Below are 19,866 nucleotides of genomic sequence, written 5' to 3' on the forward strand. Positions count from 1 at the left end.
TGCTAAGATCCATCTTATCCTTTAAAGAATAAAAAATTTCCAACCTTAAAATAGTGGAAAATACATTTATTTGAGAGTTACATTTTCAGTCATGACCGTTTGGCTGACATAATCGAGTGCAGAAGAAAATTAATTTATTAATGTGGATTACTCAAGATCCTCTCAATTCAAGTACAGAGTCTAGCAAGACTGTAGAAACGTATAAAATAATCAGTAATTATTGAATGGATATACAACTCATGACTAAATGTCAAAAAAAAAGATGGATATATATTCTATTAATAGCAGTTCTCTGTTTATTATTCGCTGACTATTCGTTTGCTGCAGCAAGATATTGCCGCGGGACTTACTCAAGTATTGGTGGCGACTATACCGCAACTACTAGTAACATGGTAGCACCCGGCAGCAATGAAACTTATAAATTATTATACACATTAGATAATGTTACGATTAATGCATCATATGCCGATTGCAGGGTGGGCAACTGGGTTACAACGGTGCAAGCTATAATTGACGTTCCTCCCGGCCAGGTAGTTAGCTACAACGGAGAGAAAATTTATCCTACCAATATTCAAGGGTTGGGTATATCAATTACAGAAGGTTTCACTGGCCGTAAACTGGAAATTCCTGTCTGGCCGGAAAACGTGAGTGCCGAGAATAAATATGATAATTATTTAACCCCGATGAAATTTAATTTAAAACTCTGGATAATGCCGGGTTTTGTACCACCAACTGGCATGACACAAGTTAATTCATTTACGGTCGTTACGCTTATAAGACCCTGGGATGCTGTAAACGACTATCTGGAGACATGTCCACCAGGTGCTACTAGACTAGATGGCAATGATAAATTCTGCGCATTAATAACACGAAGAATTTCATTATCGGTATTATTTCAACCAAGTACATGTGAACTGCTTAGTGCAAACCAGACGGTAAATATGGGGTCATATGATATCACCATAAATGCCAATAACTCCGCATGGGTTGACGCAACGTTTCAACTTAAATGTTCACAAGCCTTGGGGTACAATGGGTCGATAAAAAACCCTTCGAATGATTATAACGCAGACAATGGTGTTAGAAGTGCAAATACTGTTGGAAACCAGCCAATTAGAATAAAAATAGTGCCCATAAACCCTATTACTGATTCTTCACAAGGCACATTCGAGCTAGACCAGGGTGGCGCTAAGGCTAAGGGATATTCATTACAGCTAGCTTGGGGAGACCCTGCAAGTCAGGGAACCGTACCTGCAAAACCAGTACAGCTTGGGTCATGGATTAATGCCAGCGCCCTTAACAGTAATTACAGTAATACTGCCTATGCAATTGGTGCTAATCCTGTCCCTACAGGGGCTGATGGAAAGATTAAAATGTCTGCACGATACATTCGTAACACAGAAGAAGTGGAACCAGGTGTTGCCAATGCCAGCGTTGAAGTAATAGCAACTTATAATTAGAACGTTGGCAGTGCGGAAAATTTTAATGTTGCGCACTGCCAACAATTGGTTATTAATTTTTATTGAAGGTGAATACGAAATGTTTTCTCAATTCATCGGACAAGAGGTATTTATGAAGATATTTTGTAAACACTTAGATGATTTAAGAAGAAATGCTAATGCACTCTCTTATTATATTATTGTTATCGTAATAGCAACCCTGCCCATGCTTTTTATGAATAGTTCATATGCATGGACGATAGACTGTTGGGGCGGTTCCACTAGTATCGGCGGGGACTATGCCGTACCACCTGTAAATGTTACAGCACCCAATAATGGTGAAGGGAGTAAATTATTATATTCAGTAAACAATACAACTATCAATGTTTACTCTGATTGCCGACAAGGTGCATTCTGGTTCAACACCGCACATACTTTGACCGATATTCCACCAGGAGATATATACACAATTGATGGATATACCGTTTACCCTACCAATATTAAAGGGCTTGGGGTATCAATTAATGAAAGTACTTCTGGAAGTAACAAACCCGTTCCAGTTTGGCCTGCATATGTAGATACAGTATTAAGATACAATAACATGGCAACTAACTTACGAATTAATATAAAGCTATGGAGAACAGCGGATTTTGTCCCACCTATCGGTGTTACACAAATCACGTCTGTAACTGCGATTGCATTTATAAGGCCTCAGGATCCAGGGAATCAGATTGGAATTTGCCCACCGGGAGGCATCAAGATGCCCAATAATGATGCCTGGTGTCAATCCGTTAGTCGCAGAATAACCTTTACCGCGTTATTCCAGATGGGAACCTGCGAGCTCCTAAATCCAAACCAGACGGTAGAGATGGGATCATATAATTATGATTCAAAGATCAATGCAGCCCCCCCTTGGGTTGATGCAGGTTTTCAACTTAAGTGCCCACAAGCATGGGGTTATGGCGGATCATCAAATAACCCAACAAATTTCTATGACGCAAATAATGGGTCTAAAGTTAATAATAATGGAAACCAACCTATTAAAATTAAAGTTACCCCTATAAACCCTATTGTTAACCCTATGCAGGGCATCTTCGAACTGAATAGCGGAGGTGCCGAGGGATTTGACTTACAGCTTGCCTGGGGAGATCCTGCGAGTCAGGGAAATATTCCTGCAAAACCAGTGCAGCTTGGCTCATGGGTGAATGCCAACACCGCTAACAGTAATTACAGTAATACCGCCTATGCAATTGGTGCGAGTGCTGTCCCCACCGGGGCCGACGGAAAGATCAAGATGTCTGCACGTTATATTCGTAACTCACAAGATGTGAAAGTGGGCGCTGCAAATGCCAGTGTCGAAGTATTAGCAACTTATAATTAGAACGATGTAAGTGCGCAAAATTAACATTTTGCGCACTTACAATAATTGGTTATCTATTCTTTGAGTACAACATAACTACCAGCAGTAGTGACCCAACTTTTTTATCAATTCACACTCACTAAATCCTGCGCACACGCCCAGGCTGAACTCCATGCCCACTGGAAGTTATATCCACCTAACCAGCCGCTTACGTCCATCACTTCACCGATAAAGTACAAACCCGGCATTTTGCGTGCTTCCATAGTACGTGAGCTCAGTTCATTGGTGTCCACGCCACCAAGTGTCACTTCCGCAGTGCGGTAACCTTCTGTACCGTTTGGTTGCACTTGCCAGGCCTGCAGGGTTTCAATCAGTTCGCTTTGTTGGCGCACGTTAAGCTGTTTGAGCGTCACATCTGGAATTTGCCCAAGCTGTTGCAGGCATTCCACCAGGCGTTTTGGCAGCACCATCGCCAGAGTGTTTTTCAGGCTTTGATTTGGGTGAGCATTACGCTGCTCGTTGAGAAGCGCATCCAGATCGATATCAGGAAGTAAGTTAACGCTCACAAACTCACCAGGCTGCCAATAACTAGAAAGCTGCAATACCGCAGGCCCGGACAAACCACGATGGGTAAACAGCAAACTTTCACGAAAGCTGACACCATTTTCCGCAGTAATTACTGACGGAACGGATACGCCAGAAAGCACCTGGAGCTGTTCGAGTAACGGTTTATGCAAAGTAAACGGCACAAGGCCTGCGCGAGTAGGCAACACTTTCAGCCCAAACTGCTCTGCAATTTTATAGCCAAACGGCGTTGCTCCAAGACCCGGCATGGAAAGCCCGCCCGTGGCGATGACAAGTTTTGCCGCTTGTACGCTGTCACCGTTTAATTGGATGGTATAGCCGTTTTCATCATGTTCTATAGATAACACTTCGCTGCGCAGGCGTGTGGTGACTTGCCCTTTTTCACATTCCGCAACCAGCATGTCGACGATTTGCTGTGCTGAATCATCGCAGAAAAGTTGGCCAAGGGTTTTCTCATGCCACGCGATACCATGTTTACCGACCATATCGATAAAATCCCATTGGGTATAACGCGCCAGAGCAGATTTGCAAAAATGAGGGTTTTGGCTGAGATACGCTGCAGGTTCGATATAAAGATTAGTAAAGTTGCAACGTCCGCCACCTGACATCAGGATTTTACGGCCCGGTTTTTTACCGTTATCGATGAGTAGCACTTTGCTTCCCGCCTGCCCAGCCATCGCTGCACAGAACATTCCTGCGGCCCCCGCACCAATAATTACGGCATCAAACTTTTCCACGACCTACTCCCGACTATGCTTAATGCAAGGAATTGTAAAGATAGCGGCCTGGTCGCACCAGCTAAATGCTTCTTAACAATTGCAGGTGATTGAAAATAAATATGTAAATCTTTTCACTGTTTGACCGAAGAAGGACAAACATCAAGAAAAGTCCATATTTCTGTTGGCGCATTACGGAGTTGTCTTACATAATGCGCCGCGTTCATGTCCTCAAAATGGCGTAACGTCTATGGAATTTCTGTTTAACGGCCTGGATCTTCATACCGGGCTTTTGCTATTACTTGCTCTGGCGTTTGTTCTCTTCTACGAAGCGATCAATGGCTTTCATGACACTGCTAACGCAGTGGCAACTGTTATCTATACACGTGCAATGCGATCGCAACTCGCGGTGGCAATGGCGGCGTTATTTAACTTCCTCGGCGTTCTGCTCGGTGGATTGAGTGTTGCGTATGCGATTGTGCATATGTTGCCAACCGATCTACTGTTGAACGTAGGGTCCGCTCATGGTCTTGCCATGGTGTTCTCTATGTTACTGGCCGCTATCATCTGGAACCTCGGCACCTGGTATTTTGGTCTGCCGGCATCCAGCTCCCATACGCTTATCGGTGCCATCATTGGTATTGGTTTGACGAACGCACTGATGACCGGAACCTCGGTAGTCGATGCGCTGAATATCCCGAAAGTCATTGGGATCTTCATGTCGTTAATCCTTTCCCCAATCGTGGGTCTGGTGATTGCGGGCGGGTTAATCTTTTTGCTACGTCGCTACTGGAGCGGCACCAAAAAGCGCCGTCGTATCCACCTGACACCTGCCGAACGTGAAAAACAAGACGGCAAGAAAAAGCCTCCATTCTGGACTCGTATCGCTCTGATTATCTCAGCTATTGGCGTGAGCTTCTCTCATGGTGCGAATGATGGTCAGAAAGGTATCGGCCTGATCATGCTGGTGCTGATTGGTGTAGCGCCTGCAGGCTTTGTGGTGAACATGAATGCTTCTGGATACGACATTGCTCGTACCCGTGATGCCATCACTCACCTGGAGCAGTACTACGCGCAGCACGGCGATGTAATTAAGCATGTTGTTGATCTCAATCCAGCTATCCCAACCCCTGAAGAAGTGAAGGGTCAGGATAAACCTGCTGAGTTCCATTGCGATGCCAGCCGCGCCATTCTTGCGGTTCAGGGTGCAAAAGCACTACTGGGTAACATCGATAGCTACGACAAGCTGAGCATTGAGCAGCGTAGCCATATGCGCCGTCTGCTGCTTTGCATTTCAGATACTTCAGAGAAAGTAGCTGCTCTGCCGGAAACCAAACCGGACGATAAGCGCTTCCTGAAAGAGCTGAAAACTGACTTGCTGCATACCATCGAGTACGCACCAATCTGGATTATCATGGCGGTTGCTCTGGCACTCGGCCTCGGTACTATGATTGGCTGGCGTCGTGTGGCGACAACTATCGGTGAGAAGATTGGCAAGAAAGGCATGACGTATGCGCAGGGTATGTCCGCGCAGATGACAGCCGCCGTCTCCATTGGTATTGCGAGCTACACCGGTATGCCGGTTTCTACCACTCACGTGCTTTCTTCTTCCGTAGCGGGGACGATGGTTGTTGATGGTGGTGGTTTGCAGCGTAAAACGGTAACCAACATCCTGATGGCCTGGGTGTTTACTTTGCCGGTGTCGATTCTGCTTTCTGGTTCTCTTTACTGGATTTCACTGCACTTTATTTAAGAGCGGTGTAGTCACCAAAAAGCAAAAAGCGGGTCAGTTTACTGGCCCGCTTTTTTTATACGCTGCTTAAATCACTAGTGCCAAAGCATTAAACCAATCAAACTTATTACGACTAATCCACACAAAGCACTGGTCAAAATAAACTGGCGGCGCAGACGTTCACAGCGGCGGATAAACTCGTCATCATGATGATCGAGATATCGCTGGGCGTAGATATAACTCACTAAGCGAATCTGTTTGCTGGGCTGGCCGTGAGAGGTAAAAAAACCGCCTCCATCGACGTATTGATACAACAGCGGATCGCACCCGCGTAATACCACCAGCAGCGCACGCAAAGATGAGTAATAGCGCGCCATATTCACAACACAAACTACACAAAGCGCCCAAAAAAGCGCAACGGTGCTGATCATCATAATTCCCCTCCCGGTGAAGCCCCAGAACATCACTCCAGGGCAACCGCTCACCCCGAAAACCAGAAAGACCGTTTAGCGAGCCCAAAAAGCCGATCCGGCTCACATTACTATACCCAATGGATTTCGATTTGCAGGCAGGCGGCAAGAGAATGAGCCCCGATGAGCTTACACTGGTAAGTGTTTCGGGCAATTGAACGCAGCCAACGCACATGCAACTTGAAAGACGACAGGTATATTCCGGAACGGCTTATTTAATAGTGTAGGAGATCCGCTAATTTTTTTGCCACATCATTAATCTTTATCAAAACGATAACGGCTATTTGGGGCTTCAATGTATGCAACGGTGGCACATTGACGATTTCTATCATTCGCTATAGGGTAGAAATATCATCTACAATTTAGGTCTTTACACGCGGGTAGCACCACAGCAGCACATTGTGCTATCCGGCCAGGCTGGTCATCGACAACTTATGGAAGGAGTAAAATTATGGCTTACAAACACATTCTGATCGCGGTAGACCTCTCCCCGGAGAGCAAAGTATTGGTGGAAAAAGCAGTTTCTATGGCTCGCCCATACAACGCGAAGGTTTCCCTGATTCATGTTGATGTAAATTACTCCGATCTCTACACCGGACTGATTGATGTAAATCTGGGTGATATGCAGAAACGCATTTCAGAAGAGACGCACCACGCATTAAGCGAACTGTCTACTGGCGCAGGTTATCCGATTACGGAAACCCTGAGCGGCAGCGGCGACCTGGGCCAGGTTCTGGTTGATGCCATTAAGAAATACGACATGGATTTGGTTGTTTGCGGTCATCACCAGGATTTCTGGAGCAAACTGATGTCTTCCGCACGTCAGCTTATCAACACCGTTCACGTTGATATGTTGATTGTTCCATTGCGCGACGAAGACGAAGACTAGAAGGTAGCGGTTACTAAACCGTAGGGCGGATAAGCGAAAGCGTCATCCGCCAGTTCTGGCATAGCGGCGGATGGCGTAAGCTTATCCGCCCTACGTTTTACACCACGATTGCCGTACCCGAATAAATATCAAAACGGTGGCCTTTGGTGACCACGGCGTTATGCGTTTCCACGCCGCCGAGCGGTGGCGCGTAGTCCGGGCGCTTAACTACCACGCGTTTTATTGCCAGTTTTTGCGCAGGCAACAGCAAACCATCGGCATCTTCGTCCGGCCCCACCAGCGACTGAAACACACGCATTTCCTTCTTCACCAGCGCGCTTTTCTGCTTATGTGGGAACATCGGGTCGAGATAGACCACTTCCGGGCGCGGCGTAATATCGCTTAACGCCGTCAGGCTAGACGCGTGAATCAGCTGCAAACGTTCCTGCAACCAGCCGCCAATTTCCGCATCCTGGTAACCACGGCGCAAGCCGTCATCGAGCAATGCCGCAACCACCGGGTTACGCTCTAACATTCGCACCCGGCATCCTACAGACGCCAGCACGAACGCATCGCGCCCAAGCCCGGCCGTGGCATCGACGACACTCGGCAAATAGCCGCTTTTGATGCCAACCGCTTTTGCCACAGCTTCGCCACGCCCGCCGCCAAACTTACGGCGATGCGCCATCGCGCCCGAAACAAAATCAACAAAAATACCGCCGAGTTTTGGCTCATCACGCTTACGCAACTCCAGATGGTCAGGCGTTAATACCAGCGCCATCAGGGAATCTTCGTCGTGCTCAAGACCCCAGCGTTCGCTCAAAAGTGATAAGGCGCCGGAGTCGGCGCCTGATTCAGTTAATAAACAGATTTTCACAGAATGAATTAGCCCTTGATACCGTAATGAGCCAGCATCGCATCGAGCTGAGGCTCACGGCCACGGAAGCGTTTGAACAGCTCCATTGGCTCTTCAGAACCGCCACGGGTCAGGATGTTATCGAGGAACGACTGGCCAGTTTCGCGGTTGAAAATACCTTCTTCTTCAAAGCGCGAGAACGCATCGGCTGCCAGCACATCGGCCCACAAATAGCTGTAGTAACCCGCCGCATAACCACCTGCAAAGATATGGCTGAAGGCGTGTGGGAAACGGCCCCATTTCGGCGACGGCACAACCGCGACCAGCTTCTTGATTTCAAACAGAGTTTCCAGCACTTTCGCGCCTTGCTCTGGGTTGAATTCAGCATGTAAACGGAAGTCGAACAGGCCGAACTCGAGCTGACGCAGAATAAACAGCGCTGCCTGGTAGTTTTTTGCCGCCAGCATTTTATCCAGCAGCTCTTTTGGCAGCGGTTCGCCCGTTTCGAAATGGCCGGAGATAAACGCCAGCGCGTCCGGCTCCCAGCACCAGTTTTCCATAAACTGGCTTGGCAGTTCGACCGCATCCCACGGCACGCCGTTGATGCCAGAAACGCCCGCGGTTTCGACTTTAGTCAGCATGTGGTGCAAACCGTGGCCGAACTCATGGAACAGGGTGATCACTTCGTCATGAGTAAACAGTGCAGGTTTGCCATTTACCGGGCGGTTAAAGTTACATGTCAGGTAGGCGACTGGTTTTTGCAGCGAACCGTCGGCTTTACGCATCTGGCCTACGCAGTCGTCCATCCATGCCCCACCACGCTTGTTTTCACGGGCGTACAGGTCGAGATAGAAGCTACCGCGCAACTCGCCTTTCTCGTCATACAGCTCGAAGAAACGCACATCCGAATGCCAGACGTCGATATCTTTGCGCTCTTTCGCGGTTATACCGTAAATGCGTTTCACCACTTCAAACAGGCCGTTTACCGCGCGGTCTTCCGGGAAGTACGGGCGCAGTTGCTCATCGCTGATGCTGTACAGATGCTGTTTCTGTTTTTCGCTGTAATAGGTGATGTCCCACGGTTCCAGCTCGGTGACGTTAAATTCTTTTTGGGTGAATGCACGCAGTTGCGCCAGTTCAGCTTCGCCCTGTGGGCGCGCACGTTTAGCCAGATCGGTTAAGAACTCCAGAACCTGCTGCGGGTTTTCAGCCATTTTGGTGGCGAGAGATTTTTCCGCATAGTTGCCAAAACCCAGCAGTTCCGCCAGTTCGTGGCGCAGTGCCAGAATCTCTTCCATCACCGGGGTGTTATCCCACTTGCCTGCGTTCGGGCCTTGGTCAGACGCGCGAGTGGCATAAGCGCGATACATCTCTTCACGCAGTTCGCGGTTGTCACAGTAAGTGAGTACTGGCAAATAGCTCGGAATATCCAGCGTCAGCAGCCAGCCATCTTGCTCTTTAGCTTCAGCCTGAGCACGTGCTGCTGCCAATGCGCTTTCCGGCATACCAGAAAGCTGTGATTCGTCTGTAATCAGTTTTGTCCAACCCTGAGTCGCATCCAGCACGTTGTTGCTGTAGGTCGAACCCAGTTCAGACAAGCGTGCAGCGATTTCGCCATAACGCTTCTGTTTTTCTTCCGGCAAGCCGATGCCAGAGAGCTCGAAATCACGCAGCGCGTTATCCACGGCCTTTTTCTCAGCAACGCTGAGATCGGCATAAAACGCGCCATCGCGCAGATCGCGATACGCCTGATACAGCCCTTCGTTCTGCCCAACCCAAGTGCTGTATTCAGACAGCAGCGGCAGCGTCTGCTCATAGGCTTCACGCAGCTCCGGGCTGTTTTGTACCGAATTCAGATGGCTGACAGGTGAGAAAATGCGGCCCAGACGGTCGTCCACTTCAGCCAGCGGCTGGCAAAGATTATCCCAGTTATAAGGCCCGCCCTGTGCCACCACGCTTTCCACTTTCGCACGGCATTCATCCAGCGCTTGCTGCACGGCAGGGACGATATGTTCAGGTTTGAGAGAGGAAAACGGCGGCAGGTCGAAAGGCGTCAACAATGGATTGGTCATAAGCGCGGTTCCTGATATCTGAGAAGTGGAGCGCGGCTCGCGCACCATAGGAAATTTTTATACCCTAAATAATTCAAGCTGTGGGTAGGCGGCAAGGAAGAGAATCCCCAGAAGCTTACTTGAGTAAGTGACTGGGGTGAGCTTGCGCAGCCAACACCCCCACAGCCTGAAGTATGACGGGTATAAAGCAATCTTCTTAACATGAGGCTTAGTTTAGCTAATTTCAATGCCAGGCGGTGAGCATAAGGCTGTATACTGTGCAGAATAGTTGTTCTTCTTTTGTCTTTGGAAACCCCTCAAGCCATGCTCAGTTATCGCCACAGCTTTCACGCCGGCAACCACGCCGACGTACTGAAACACACCGTTCAAAGTCTGATTATTGAATCCTTAAAAGAGAAGGAGAAACCTTTTCTGTATCTGGATACTCATGCAGGCGCAGGCCGATACAAACTGAGCAGCGAGCATGCTGAGCGCACGGGTGAATATCTCGAAGGGATCGCTCGGATCTGGCAACACGATGATTTGCCAGCGGAACTTGAGCCGTATATCAACGCGGTGAAAGCTTATAACCATAGCGGCCAACTGCGTTACTACCCGGGTTCTCCGCTGATTGCACGCCACCTTTTGCGCGAGCAAGACAGCCTGCAACTGACCGAACTGCATCCGTCTGATTTCCCGCTGCTGCGCTCTGAATTCCAGAAAGACAACCGCGCGCGCGTTGAACGTGCTGACGGTTACACCCAGTTGAAATCAAAACTGCCACCGGTTTCACGCCGTGGTTTGATTCTTATCGACCCGCCGTATGAAATTAAAACCGACTACCAGGCTGTTGTTACTGGTATTAACGATGGCTACAAACGTTTTGCAACGGGCACTTATGCACTGTGGTATCCAGTCGTCATGCGTCAGCAGATCAAACGTATGTTGCGCGAGCTAGAAGAAACCGGCATTCGCCGTATTTTGCAAATTGAGCTGGCGGTACTTCCTGACAGTGACCGCCGTGGTATGACTGCTTCTGGTATGATTGTTATCAACCCACCGTGGAAGCTGGAACAGCAAATGGCTAATGTACTGCCGTGGCTGCATAAAACGCTGGTTCCATCGGGCAACGGTTCGACCACGCTGAGCTGGGTTGTGCCTGAGTAAATTGCTGATTAAACGATAGAGAGAACTGCAGCTTCTTCTGTGGTTTTCTCTTCTGTTTGGTCTGATTGGATCTTTTTAATCTCAACCACACGTTCCGACTCAGGCTCTTTCTTCGCCGCCAGGCGTTCAGACTTCCCAACAAAACACCCGCCCGGACGAATCGAAAACGCCACGCCGCGAACTATCCCTTCCATTTCACCGTGTTCATGAATTTCTATAGACTCGCCGACACAGGTTCCTGATACATGGCCGTTAATAACAATGGCCGGTGACGTAAATTCTCCCTCAATAAACCCCTCACGCATCACGTAGAGGACGCCGTCTTTAAGAGTAATATTTCCCTGCACTTTGCCGTAAACATGAATATCACCTTCGATATCAATATTTCCGGTAAACAAAGTGTTCTGTGCAATCACAGTGCAGCGACGTGAAGTTTGTCTCCCTACAGAGCTCTCATTTTCATCAACTGGAGAATCTACCGCTGGATTTAGTGCGGAAACTTCAATCTCATCAGCCATTTTTTGCGTTTTTTTCCTGAACATAACAAATCCTTTTTTATTGATTACCAAATAGATGACAAAAGCCAAAAGAAGCCCAGATGCAATAAAAGGAAACTCATGTTTCCAGCCAAAGGCATAGCAGGCCAGACCGCTTATCCAGGCAAGCCAGACAAACCAGAGAGGCGTATTTTGTTTGGTTCGATCAGATGTCATGATCGAAGGGGGGAATTAGTGAAGAGCAGAAATAAAACATCGTCATCCTTGACGTACCAGCAACTATTCTGAGCAAGTTTTATACATATTTATGCATCCAACGGGAAGCAGCAATATTCTGATTCTTCCTGGTTCGCGGTATAGTCCTGCCCTATCGCAATCATAGAAGCAGCCTTTGCGGGTTTGATAAGCAAAGGGTTACAATCCTGCAAATCATTTACTCACTCATGGAATCCTGTATATGACCAAACATTATGACTACCTCGCCATTGGCGGCGGCAGCGGCGGTATCGCCTCCATTAACCGTGCGGCGATGTATGGGAAGAAGTGCGCGCTGATTGAAGCGAAAGAGTTAGGCGGCACCTGCGTTAACGTGGGTTGCGTACCGAAAAAAGTAATGTGGCATGCGGCACAAATCGCAGAAGCTATCCACAACTACGGCCCGGATTACGGTTTTGACACCACGCTGAATAAATTCGACTGGGACAAACTGATTGCCAGTCGTACCGCGTATATCGACCGTATCCACACCTCTTATGACAATGTGCTGGGTAAAAACAACGTTGACGTTATTCGTGGCTTTGCCAAGTTTGTCGACGCGCACACGGTTGAAGTGAATGGCGAAACCATCACCGCAGACCACATCCTGATTGCCACCGGTGGCCGCCCAAGCCGCCCGTCAATTCCAGGCGCTGAGTACGGTATTGATTCAGATGGCTTCTTCGCACTGCCTGCTTTGCCAAAACGCATTGCAGTTGTGGGCGCAGGTTATATCGCGGTCGAAATCGCAGGCGTAGTTAACGCACTGGGTTCTGAAACGCATCTGTTCGTGCGCCAGCACGCGCCGCTGCGTACTTTCGACCCACTGATTGTGGAAACGCTGCTGGAAGTGATTAACACCGAAGGCCCAACTCTGCACACCCAGGCAGTGCCAAAAGCCGTGGTGAAAAACGCCGATGGCAGCCTGACGCTGCAACTGGAAGATGGTCGTTCTGAAACGGTAGATTGCCTGATTTGGGCGATTGGTCGCCAGCCTGAAACCGACAACTTCAACCTGGTGGCAACCGGCGTGAAAACCAACGCCAAAGGCTACATTGAAGTCGATAAATTCCAGAACACCAGTGTGCCAGGCATTTATGCCGTGGGCGATAACACCGGTGCTGTAGAACTGACACCTGTCGCGGTTGCAGCGGGTCGTCGCCTGTCTGAGCGCCTGTTTAACAACAAGCCAGACGAGCATCTGGATTACAGCAACGTGCCAACCGTAGTGTTTAGCCACCCGCCAATCGGCACGGTCGGCTTAACCGAGCCACAAGCGCGTGAGCAGTACGGCGACGATAACGTGAAAGTGTATAAATCTTCCTTCACCGCGATGTATACCGCTGTGACTTCGCACCGCCAGCCATGCCGTATGAAACTGGTGTGCGCAGGCCCGGATGAGAAGATTGTCGGTATTCACGGCATCGGTTACGGCATGGACGAAATGCTGCAAGGCTTTGCGGTGGCACTGAAGATGGGCGCAACCAAGAAAGACTTTGATAACACCGTAGCGATTCACCCAACCGGATCTGAAGAATTCGTTACTATGAGATAGCTAATCTCGAAGTCATCGAATCTTAAAAAACTGACTGTCACAGGTCAGTTTTTTTATGTGCTTTTTCCGACAACGCTATTAACTTAAAAATTTATCTATTGCGGTTTCAGGTCATAAGTAGCAAATAATTATCTGAGCGATGCAGTATTGCTGCCGACTGTTTCCAATAAAGTCCGCCTGACTGACGCCGAGCGAGTTGATTATTTCGAACACTTCTTAGAGAAGAAGCCGTTTGGCAAAATTGACTCACGCACCGTGCGCCTGGGTTGTAATAAAGCGGTAGATGTCGGGACTTACACCTTCACCTTCGCTGATAAATCCAAAGTCTCAGCGCGTTATACCTTCACTTACGCGTGGGATGGTAAAGAGTGGAAAATCTCTACCCACCACTCTTCTGCGATGCCAGAAGCATAAAAACGGGTAGATAGTCCGCCAGTATTTCAGTTGAAGCCTCCGCCATGCGGGGGCTTTTTCTTTGCGTGAACATTCTAAAATAATGAAAGATGAAAAGAATTTGCAACAAAGAAAAGAAATAAAGCTCTAATAATCAAAAATACTAACTCATTAATTTTCATATATATGTGAGTTGAAATTAAAGGAAGTGCAAAGAAAAATATAATTTAATTTATTTGCTTACATTTAGACGTAACTGGCACATCTATACTATAAATCTTATGACCGTTTGAATTGAGATATTCATCTCGCACATTGTTTATTTCTAGGATTTATCTCATGAATAATAAATCATCGACGCTATCAGGTGTTCTGGCAGGTGTAATTCTGCTGTCGACTTTTTCTATCAGCAATGCCAATGCCACTCAACAAGGCCAGCAACGCCGCGAAGCGCGCGACACTCGCCAGGATACTCGTGAGGGCTCTCGCCACGAGAAGCGTGAATGCGTTACCAGTAATGATAAAAGCAATCACGATTGCCGCCAGGACAAACGTCAGAATAAACAGGATGGTCGTGAAGAAGCTCGCGATATTAAATATTAAGCAGACCATTAACCATTCAGAATAGAATAATTACCAGGCGCAAAACATTGCGTATTTTTATGTCCAGGAGGACTCGCTTTTGAAAAAATATATCCCAGGTTTATTACTTTTAACCTTCGCATTTTCAGGCAATGTGTTTGCTATTGATAAAACATCTGGCGGTGCATTAGCAGGCGCTGCAATAGGTGCAGCAACAGGCAAAGACGTGAAAAGTACGGTAGGTGGTGCAGTTATCGGTGGCGGTACCGGAGCCATGTTTAAACACGGGAAAACAGGTAAGGCTGCTCGCACTGGAGGTGCTATTGGTGCCGCAGTGGGTGGTGTTGCTGCAGCGGCAACCGGCAACAGCGTGCTAAAAGGTGCAGCCGTGGGTGCTGGCGGTGGCGCTCTGATCGGCGAAGCGACGCATTAACCCATTGTTGGTCTAAGTGAATATTCAAAAAGCCCGGCATCTAACGATGCTGGGCTTTTTAGTTTCTTGTCTTTCCAGAAAGTTACTTTCGACCCGTCATATCAGGAATAATCAGATCCCCACGCAGCACGTTAGAACCCAGCGCGCTTTTGGTTTTCTCAGTCAGCCACGCAACAATTCTTGCCGCCATCGCATCCATGGAATACTCAATGGCTGGAATAGTCGGAATGCCAGGCAAATGCAGCGACCCGGCGAGGCTAAACACCATAATGTCTTTCGGGACTGATTTATTAAACGCCTGCAATTGCGGAATAATGCGCTGCGCTTCTTGCTCATCGGCCACAAGCAACGCGTTGAAATTCAGGGTGGTGCTGTTATTGAGCAGCACTTGCAGCGCAACCGATGAAGAGGTTGAGTCCATGAAAATCAGGTTGCGGTTAAACGGCAGGAAATTGTTTTCCAGTGCACGTTTGTAACCCAGAAGGATTTGGTCAACAGAACCGCATGAGTCAGGGTTAATCACTGCAATCTGCCTTCTCCCCTGTTTAATCAGGTAATTACAGGCCGTTTCCGCGGCGAATGCGTGATCAAACTGAATGCTGTTGCTGGAGTCGACATCCACACAATCCACCAGAATGACATTCTCATGGCTGATATTGAGTGGGAAACGCGCACCGATAACCAGCACGTCATCACACAGCCCGCAGGTCAGCTCGTCGAGTGCGTGCATGACTTCCGCTTTGCTGTTCGCAAAACGCAAAAGCAGGTGTTTTTGATGCTGGCTAAGGTGTTTCTCCAGCGCATACAGGTAACCCGTGGTTTGGTTAATATTATCCTGCGCACAAATCACGCCAATACAGCCCGTTGACTGGCTGAGTAAAGATTGCGCGATAACATTTGGCCGGTAATGCAGCTCTTCCACCGCTTTAAGCACAGCCAGACGGCTTGCTTCTTTCACCCCACGAGATCCACTCAATACCCGAGATACTGTGGCTTTAGACACCCCAGCCAAACGCGATACATCATTGATTGTAGACATCATTTTCCTTTATCAGGCTCTGGCTTATGCCTGTCATCCTAAATACAGCCCTGGCTCACATTCTAACCAGTTTTAAGTATAGTCGTTTCGCTTTTCTATGGAAACCGATTTTCCGCATGATGTCCAAACCGCACCTCAACCAGATAATTTTGTGATGACGATCCAATAAGCAAAGCCTATAAACGCTGGATATTGATGAGTATCACAGATCTGATGGCTGCGAATGGAAAACGGTTTCCATAAAGTATCAAATCATTTCCGCAATACTTTATTTACATTTTGAGGATGAGTGTTAATGGTCAAGATCATGTTGTGTTGTTCTGCCGGAATGTCCACCAGCCTGCTGGTCAGAAAGATGCTGAGCGTGGCAGAAGAACGAGGAATGCCTGTTGAAATAGAGGCTTACGGTGTCGCTGAATTTGATGTGCAGTTTCCGCGATACCAGGTGGTGCTGCTCGGGCCGCAAGTGAAATATATGTTAAGTACGCTCTCAGAAAAAACCGCCCCTCACGGCATTCCCGTTCAAGCCATCGACATGATGGATTACGGCATGCAACGTGGCGATAAGGTGTTGGATTATGCTTTGTCGCTTATCGAAGCGGCTCACTAAAAGGTGGTTCATATGAGTTCGCTATATCAATCAATGGTGACGGTGATTGAGCAATCCATCACTCCGCTGGCAGGTCGTCTGGGGCAACAAAAGTACGTTATCGCCATTCGTGATGGGTTCACCGCAGCCCTGCCGTTTATGATTATCGGCTCCTTTATGCTGGTATTTATTTTTCCACCGTTCTCGGCCGATACCACCCTTGGTTTTGCCCGCGCGTGGCTGGATTTTTCACAGACTTACCGTGAACAACTGATGTTGCCATTTAACTTGAGTATGGGCGTGATGACGTTCTTCATCTCAGTCGGAATTGGCGCAAGTCTGGGGCGGCAGTTTAATCTCGACCCGGTGATGTCAGGTTTGCTGGCCTTTATGGCGTTTTTACTGGTTGCCGCACCTTATGCAGATGGAAAAATCTCTACTCAGTACCTTTCAGGCCAGGGCATTTTCACCGCGCTGATTACGTCGATTTACTCCACGCGTATTTACGCCTGGCTTAAAGAGCACAAAGTCACGATTCGTCTGCCAAAAGAAGTGCCGACAGGCGTGGCGCGTTCATTTGAAATTCTGATCCCTGTCGTTGTCATTATCGGCACGCTGCACCCGCTGAATTTATTCATCGAAGCGCAAACCGGCATGATTATGCCGCAAGCAATTATGCACCTGCTGGAACCGCTGGTTTCCGCATCTGATTCCCTGCCCGCTATTTTATTGTCTGTTTTGCTGTGCCAGATTTTCTGGTTCTCTGGTATTCATGGTTCGCTGATTGTTACCGGCATCATGAGCCCGTTCTGGATGACAAATCTTGCTGCAAACCAGACTGCGCTTGCCGCTGGCGCTGCATTACCACACATTTACCTGCAAGGTTTCTGGGACCACTATTTATTGATTGGCGGCGTCGGCTCCACTCTGCCGTTAGCGTTCTTATTACTGCGCAGCAAAGCCACCCACTTACGCACCATAGGTAAAATGGGCATTGTGCCAAGCTTCTTTAATATCAACGAACCGATTCTGTTCGGTGCACCAATTATCATGAACCCGTTGTTGTTCATTCCATTCGTTTGCGTACCGATGGTCAACGCCGTTCTGGCTTATACCGCCACAAAACTGGGTTGGCTGGCGCAAGTCGTTTCCCTGACGCCATGGACGACCCCCGCACCAATTGGCGCTTCATGGGCAACAAACTGGGCCTTTAGCCCAGTGGTGATGTGTTTGATTTGTATGGTCGTTTCCACCTTAATTTATCTGCCATTCCTGCGTGCTTATGAGCGTTCATTACAGAAAACAGCCGTGGAAAATGAAACACGCTCTCCTCTGACAGAAACGGCTATCAGCAATTAATAATCGCCGTCTAATAAATCTGGGAAAAATGATGATCGAATTAGAAGAAGCAGTAATGGAAATTATTATGAATGCCGGGCAGTCACGTAGCCTTTGTTTTGAAGCACTGCATTCTGCACGTCAGGGAAATATTGAAGAGGCCAAGCTTTTATTACACGAAGCGGATGGTTACGCGCGTGAAGCTCACAAAATGCAGACCAAACTGATTGAGCAAGATGCTGGTGAAGCCAAACAGCCAATGACGTTAATTATGGTACACGCTCAGGACCATTTAATGACTTCAATGTTAGCACGTGAGTTGTCGAACGAAATTATCCATCTTTATCAACGCTAAGCATTACGTAAAAACAAAAACTATTTAACCTCTGGCACGGAGAAGTAATTACGTAAATAATTTTAATTAAGTCCAATCCGATGAAAGTATAAAAATATAAATATGCTTTGGCCATAGAGTCGCCTCTATTAATCCAGAGCAGGATATTTATTGTCTGAAAAATAAATTACTAAATTGAGATTACAATGAAATTAATTAAACAACTTCCATTAACAATGGCGGTAATCGCCGCGCTTTGCCCGATTTCTGTACTCGCACAAGAACCAATGACTCAAGAACAGATCGATCAAATAGTGGCGAAAGCGGTGGATAAAGCGCTGGCTGACCGCGATGCGAAAATAGAAGCGGCACGACTCAATAGAACCGATACCCTGGTTACGCCGCAAGTTCCCACTACGCCAGATAAGGCTGTTCCATTGGGGCTTAAATTCACCGGTTATGCGCGTTACGGGGCGCATTTCCAGGCAGGCGATCAAAAATACATTGGCGTTGACGGTTCCTATAACGGTTCCTCCGCAATTGGTCGTTTGGGTAACGAAGGCAACGGTGGCGAATTCCAGCTCACCAAAATCATAAAAGCCGATAACGGGGCCATCTGGGATATTGGCGTGATGATCGACCACTGGGGCGACGAAGTTAACCTGAAAAAGGCCTACGCGGGCGTCACCAATCTTTTTGAAGCACAGCCAAATGCCTATTTCTGGGCGGGTCGTGACTTCCACCAGCGTCCACAACAAGGCATCAACGACTACTTCTGGATGAACCACGACGGGCAAGGTGCGGGGGTGAAAAGCCTGGATCTGGGCTTTGCACAACTGGATATCGCAGCGGTTGCCGCCGTCGATCAGTGTAACCCTGAAATGATTGATGACGGCGATAACCCGTCGCGCATCTCATGTACCGGCGGCTCCGGTACCGGCGATAAAGGCAATTACGCGGCAACGTCAAAACTGCACGGCATCAAGTTTGGCCCGATTGATTTCGAGCTGTACGCCAACTACGGTTTTGATTCCAAAGCCATCGACAGCGACGAACGCTCCAAAGCCTGGCAGGCCGCCGTGGTGTTAAGCCATACTGGCGACAATGGCGTGAACAAAATTATCACCCGTTATTCTGACCACTCAGATAACAGCGTATATAACAAAACCAATGGGTTACACACTGTGTACGCCAGCTTCGAGGGGAACTACAAGTTTACTCAACAAGCACAGGTGGAATATCTGTTGGCCTTCCATGATTACGATAATGACGAACAAACGCAGGATAACCGCCGTAACTATGGCGCGATTGTTCGCCCGATGTATTTCTGGAACGACATCCATTCGACGTGGCTTGAAGCGGGTTATCAGCGCGTAGATTACGAAAACGACGGGGATAACAAAGGCTGGAAACTGACGCTGTCGCAGAATATTTCAATTGCGATGGGACCTGAGTTCCGCCCAATGCTGCGCTTCTACATGACTGGCGGCCAGGTGGAAAACAACCACACCACGCGTGTTACGGGTGAGCCAAACACCCAGTTGGATTCGTTCAATGTGGGCGCGATGTGGGAAGCCTGGTGGTAATCTGACCTGCACCATATCTGA

General features: G+C 48.1%; 18 protein-coding genes and 1 pseudogene. 13 read left to right on the forward strand and 6 right to left on the reverse strand.

Annotated elements, in window-relative coordinates; all coding sequences use genetic code 11:
* Positions 1-224 precede the first annotated feature (224 nt).
* Both LVQ76_RS13230 and LVQ76_RS13235 read left to right on the forward strand, forming a co-directional pair.
* Entirely contained in the window at positions 225-1,460 is a 1,236-nt protein-coding gene (locus LVQ76_RS13230; protein WP_232921826.1) for a hypothetical protein, read from the forward strand.
* 25 nt (positions 1,461-1,485) lie between these two features.
* Positions 1,486-2,820 (forward strand): hypothetical protein, encoded by a 1,335-nt coding sequence (locus LVQ76_RS13235; protein ID WP_232921827.1) that lies wholly within the window; start codon positions 1,486-1,488, stop codon positions 2,818-2,820.
* A 104-nt stretch (positions 2,821-2,924) separates the two neighbouring features.
* Here the strand turns inward: LVQ76_RS13235 and LVQ76_RS13240 are convergent, their stop codons facing one another.
* Entirely contained in the window at positions 2,925-4,121 is a 1,197-nt protein-coding gene (locus tag LVQ76_RS13240) for a BaiN/RdsA family NAD(P)/FAD-dependent oxidoreductase (protein ID WP_232921828.1), read from the reverse strand.
* Between the two features lie 229 nt (positions 4,122-4,350).
* On the opposite strand from LVQ76_RS13240, the gene pitA reads away from it, so the two are divergent.
* Entirely contained in the window at positions 4,351-5,853 is a 1,503-nt protein-coding gene (gene pitA / locus LVQ76_RS13245) for an inorganic phosphate transporter PitA (RefSeq protein WP_232863930.1), read from the forward strand.
* Between the two features lie 74 nt (positions 5,854-5,927).
* Here pitA and uspB read toward each other — a convergent pair whose 3' ends face one another.
* A complete protein-coding gene (gene uspB / locus LVQ76_RS13250) occupies positions 5,928-6,263 on the reverse strand; it encodes a universal stress protein UspB (protein WP_064561398.1) in 336 nt (111 codons plus the stop codon).
* Between the two features lie 490 nt (positions 6,264-6,753).
* Here uspB and uspA point away from each other — a divergent pair, with 490 nt between their 5' ends.
* A complete protein-coding gene (uspA, locus tag LVQ76_RS13255) occupies positions 6,754-7,191 on the forward strand; it encodes a universal stress protein UspA (RefSeq protein ID WP_034460563.1) in 438 nt (145 codons plus the stop codon).
* A 97-nt stretch (positions 7,192-7,288) separates the two neighbouring features.
* Here uspA and rsmJ read toward each other — a convergent pair whose 3' ends face one another.
* Both rsmJ and prlC read right to left on the reverse strand, forming a co-directional pair.
* A complete protein-coding gene (gene rsmJ / locus LVQ76_RS13260) occupies positions 7,289-8,047 on the reverse strand; it encodes a 16S rRNA (guanine(1516)-N(2))-methyltransferase RsmJ (protein ID WP_232921829.1) in 759 nt (252 codons plus the stop codon).
* Between the two features lie 8 nt (positions 8,048-8,055).
* Positions 8,056-10,098 carry an oligopeptidase A gene (gene prlC, locus LVQ76_RS13265; protein ID WP_232921830.1) on the reverse strand — a complete coding sequence of 681 codons (2,043 nt, stop codon included), beginning with the start codon at positions 10,096-10,098 and terminating at the stop codon, positions 8,056-8,058.
* Between the two features lie 303 nt (positions 10,099-10,401).
* Here prlC and LVQ76_RS13270 point away from each other — a divergent pair, with 303 nt between their 5' ends.
* Positions 10,402-11,244, forward strand: a complete 843-nt coding sequence (locus LVQ76_RS13270) for a 23S rRNA (adenine(2030)-N(6))-methyltransferase RlmJ (RefSeq protein ID WP_232863933.1) — start codon at positions 10,402-10,404, stop codon at positions 11,242-11,244.
* 8 nt (positions 11,245-11,252) lie between these two features.
* Here the strand turns inward: LVQ76_RS13270 and LVQ76_RS13275 are convergent, their stop codons facing one another.
* Positions 11,253-11,957 carry a bactofilin family protein gene (locus LVQ76_RS13275; RefSeq protein WP_232921831.1) on the reverse strand — a complete coding sequence of 235 codons (705 nt, stop codon included), beginning with the start codon at positions 11,955-11,957 and terminating at the stop codon, positions 11,253-11,255.
* Positions 11,958-12,198: 241 nt separating this feature from the next.
* On the opposite strand from LVQ76_RS13275, the gene gorA reads away from it, so the two are divergent.
* The 4 genes and pseudogenes from gorA to LVQ76_RS13295 all read left to right on the forward strand — a co-directional run bounded on the left by gorA (position 12,199) and on the right by LVQ76_RS13295 (position 14,959).
* Complete coding sequence (gorA, locus tag LVQ76_RS13280; RefSeq protein ID WP_232921832.1) at positions 12,199-13,551, forward strand: glutathione-disulfide reductase; 1,353 nt, start codon at positions 12,199-12,201, stop codon at positions 13,549-13,551.
* A 117-nt stretch (positions 13,552-13,668) separates the two neighbouring features.
* Positions 13,669-13,965, forward strand: a pseudogene (locus LVQ76_RS13285) (DUF4440 domain-containing protein); the annotation flags it as partial.
* Between the two features lie 318 nt (positions 13,966-14,283).
* The gene (locus tag LVQ76_RS13290) at positions 14,284-14,547 is read left to right on the forward strand and encodes a hypothetical protein (RefSeq protein WP_232904952.1); all 264 of its coding nucleotides are present in this window, start codon (positions 14,284-14,286) and stop codon (positions 14,545-14,547) included.
* Positions 14,548-14,626: 79 nt separating this feature from the next.
* Positions 14,627-14,959, forward strand: a complete 333-nt coding sequence (locus LVQ76_RS13295; RefSeq protein ID WP_064514702.1) for a hypothetical protein — start codon at positions 14,627-14,629, stop codon at positions 14,957-14,959.
* 82 nt (positions 14,960-15,041) lie between these two features.
* Here the strand turns inward: LVQ76_RS13295 and LVQ76_RS13300 are convergent, their stop codons facing one another.
* Positions 15,042-15,998, reverse strand: a complete 957-nt coding sequence (locus tag LVQ76_RS13300; protein WP_232921833.1) for a LacI family DNA-binding transcriptional regulator — start codon at positions 15,996-15,998, stop codon at positions 15,042-15,044.
* 295 nt (positions 15,999-16,293) lie between these two features.
* On the opposite strand from LVQ76_RS13300, the gene LVQ76_RS13305 reads away from it, so the two are divergent.
* The 4 genes from LVQ76_RS13305 to LVQ76_RS13320 all read left to right on the forward strand — a co-directional run bounded on the left by LVQ76_RS13305 (position 16,294) and on the right by LVQ76_RS13320 (position 19,845).
* On the forward strand, positions 16,294-16,608 hold the full coding sequence (locus LVQ76_RS13305) for a PTS sugar transporter subunit IIB (RefSeq protein ID WP_151993845.1): 315 nt from the start codon (positions 16,294-16,296) through the stop codon (positions 16,606-16,608).
* Positions 16,609-16,620: 12 nt separating this feature from the next.
* A complete protein-coding gene (locus tag LVQ76_RS13310) occupies positions 16,621-17,946 on the forward strand; it encodes a PTS sugar transporter subunit IIC (RefSeq protein WP_232863936.1) in 1,326 nt (441 codons plus the stop codon).
* 31 nt (positions 17,947-17,977) lie between these two features.
* Entirely contained in the window at positions 17,978-18,280 is a 303-nt protein-coding gene (locus tag LVQ76_RS13315) for a PTS lactose/cellobiose transporter subunit IIA (RefSeq protein ID WP_151993846.1), read from the forward strand.
* A gap of 185 nt (positions 18,281-18,465) precedes the next feature.
* A complete protein-coding gene (locus tag LVQ76_RS13320; RefSeq protein ID WP_232863937.1) occupies positions 18,466-19,845 on the forward strand; it encodes a carbohydrate porin in 1,380 nt (459 codons plus the stop codon).
* Positions 19,846-19,866 lie beyond the last annotated feature (21 nt).

Source organism: Buttiauxella cochleicola (assembly GCF_021283185.1).
Lineage (GTDB): Bacteria > Pseudomonadota > Gammaproteobacteria > Enterobacterales > Enterobacteriaceae > Buttiauxella > Buttiauxella massiliensis.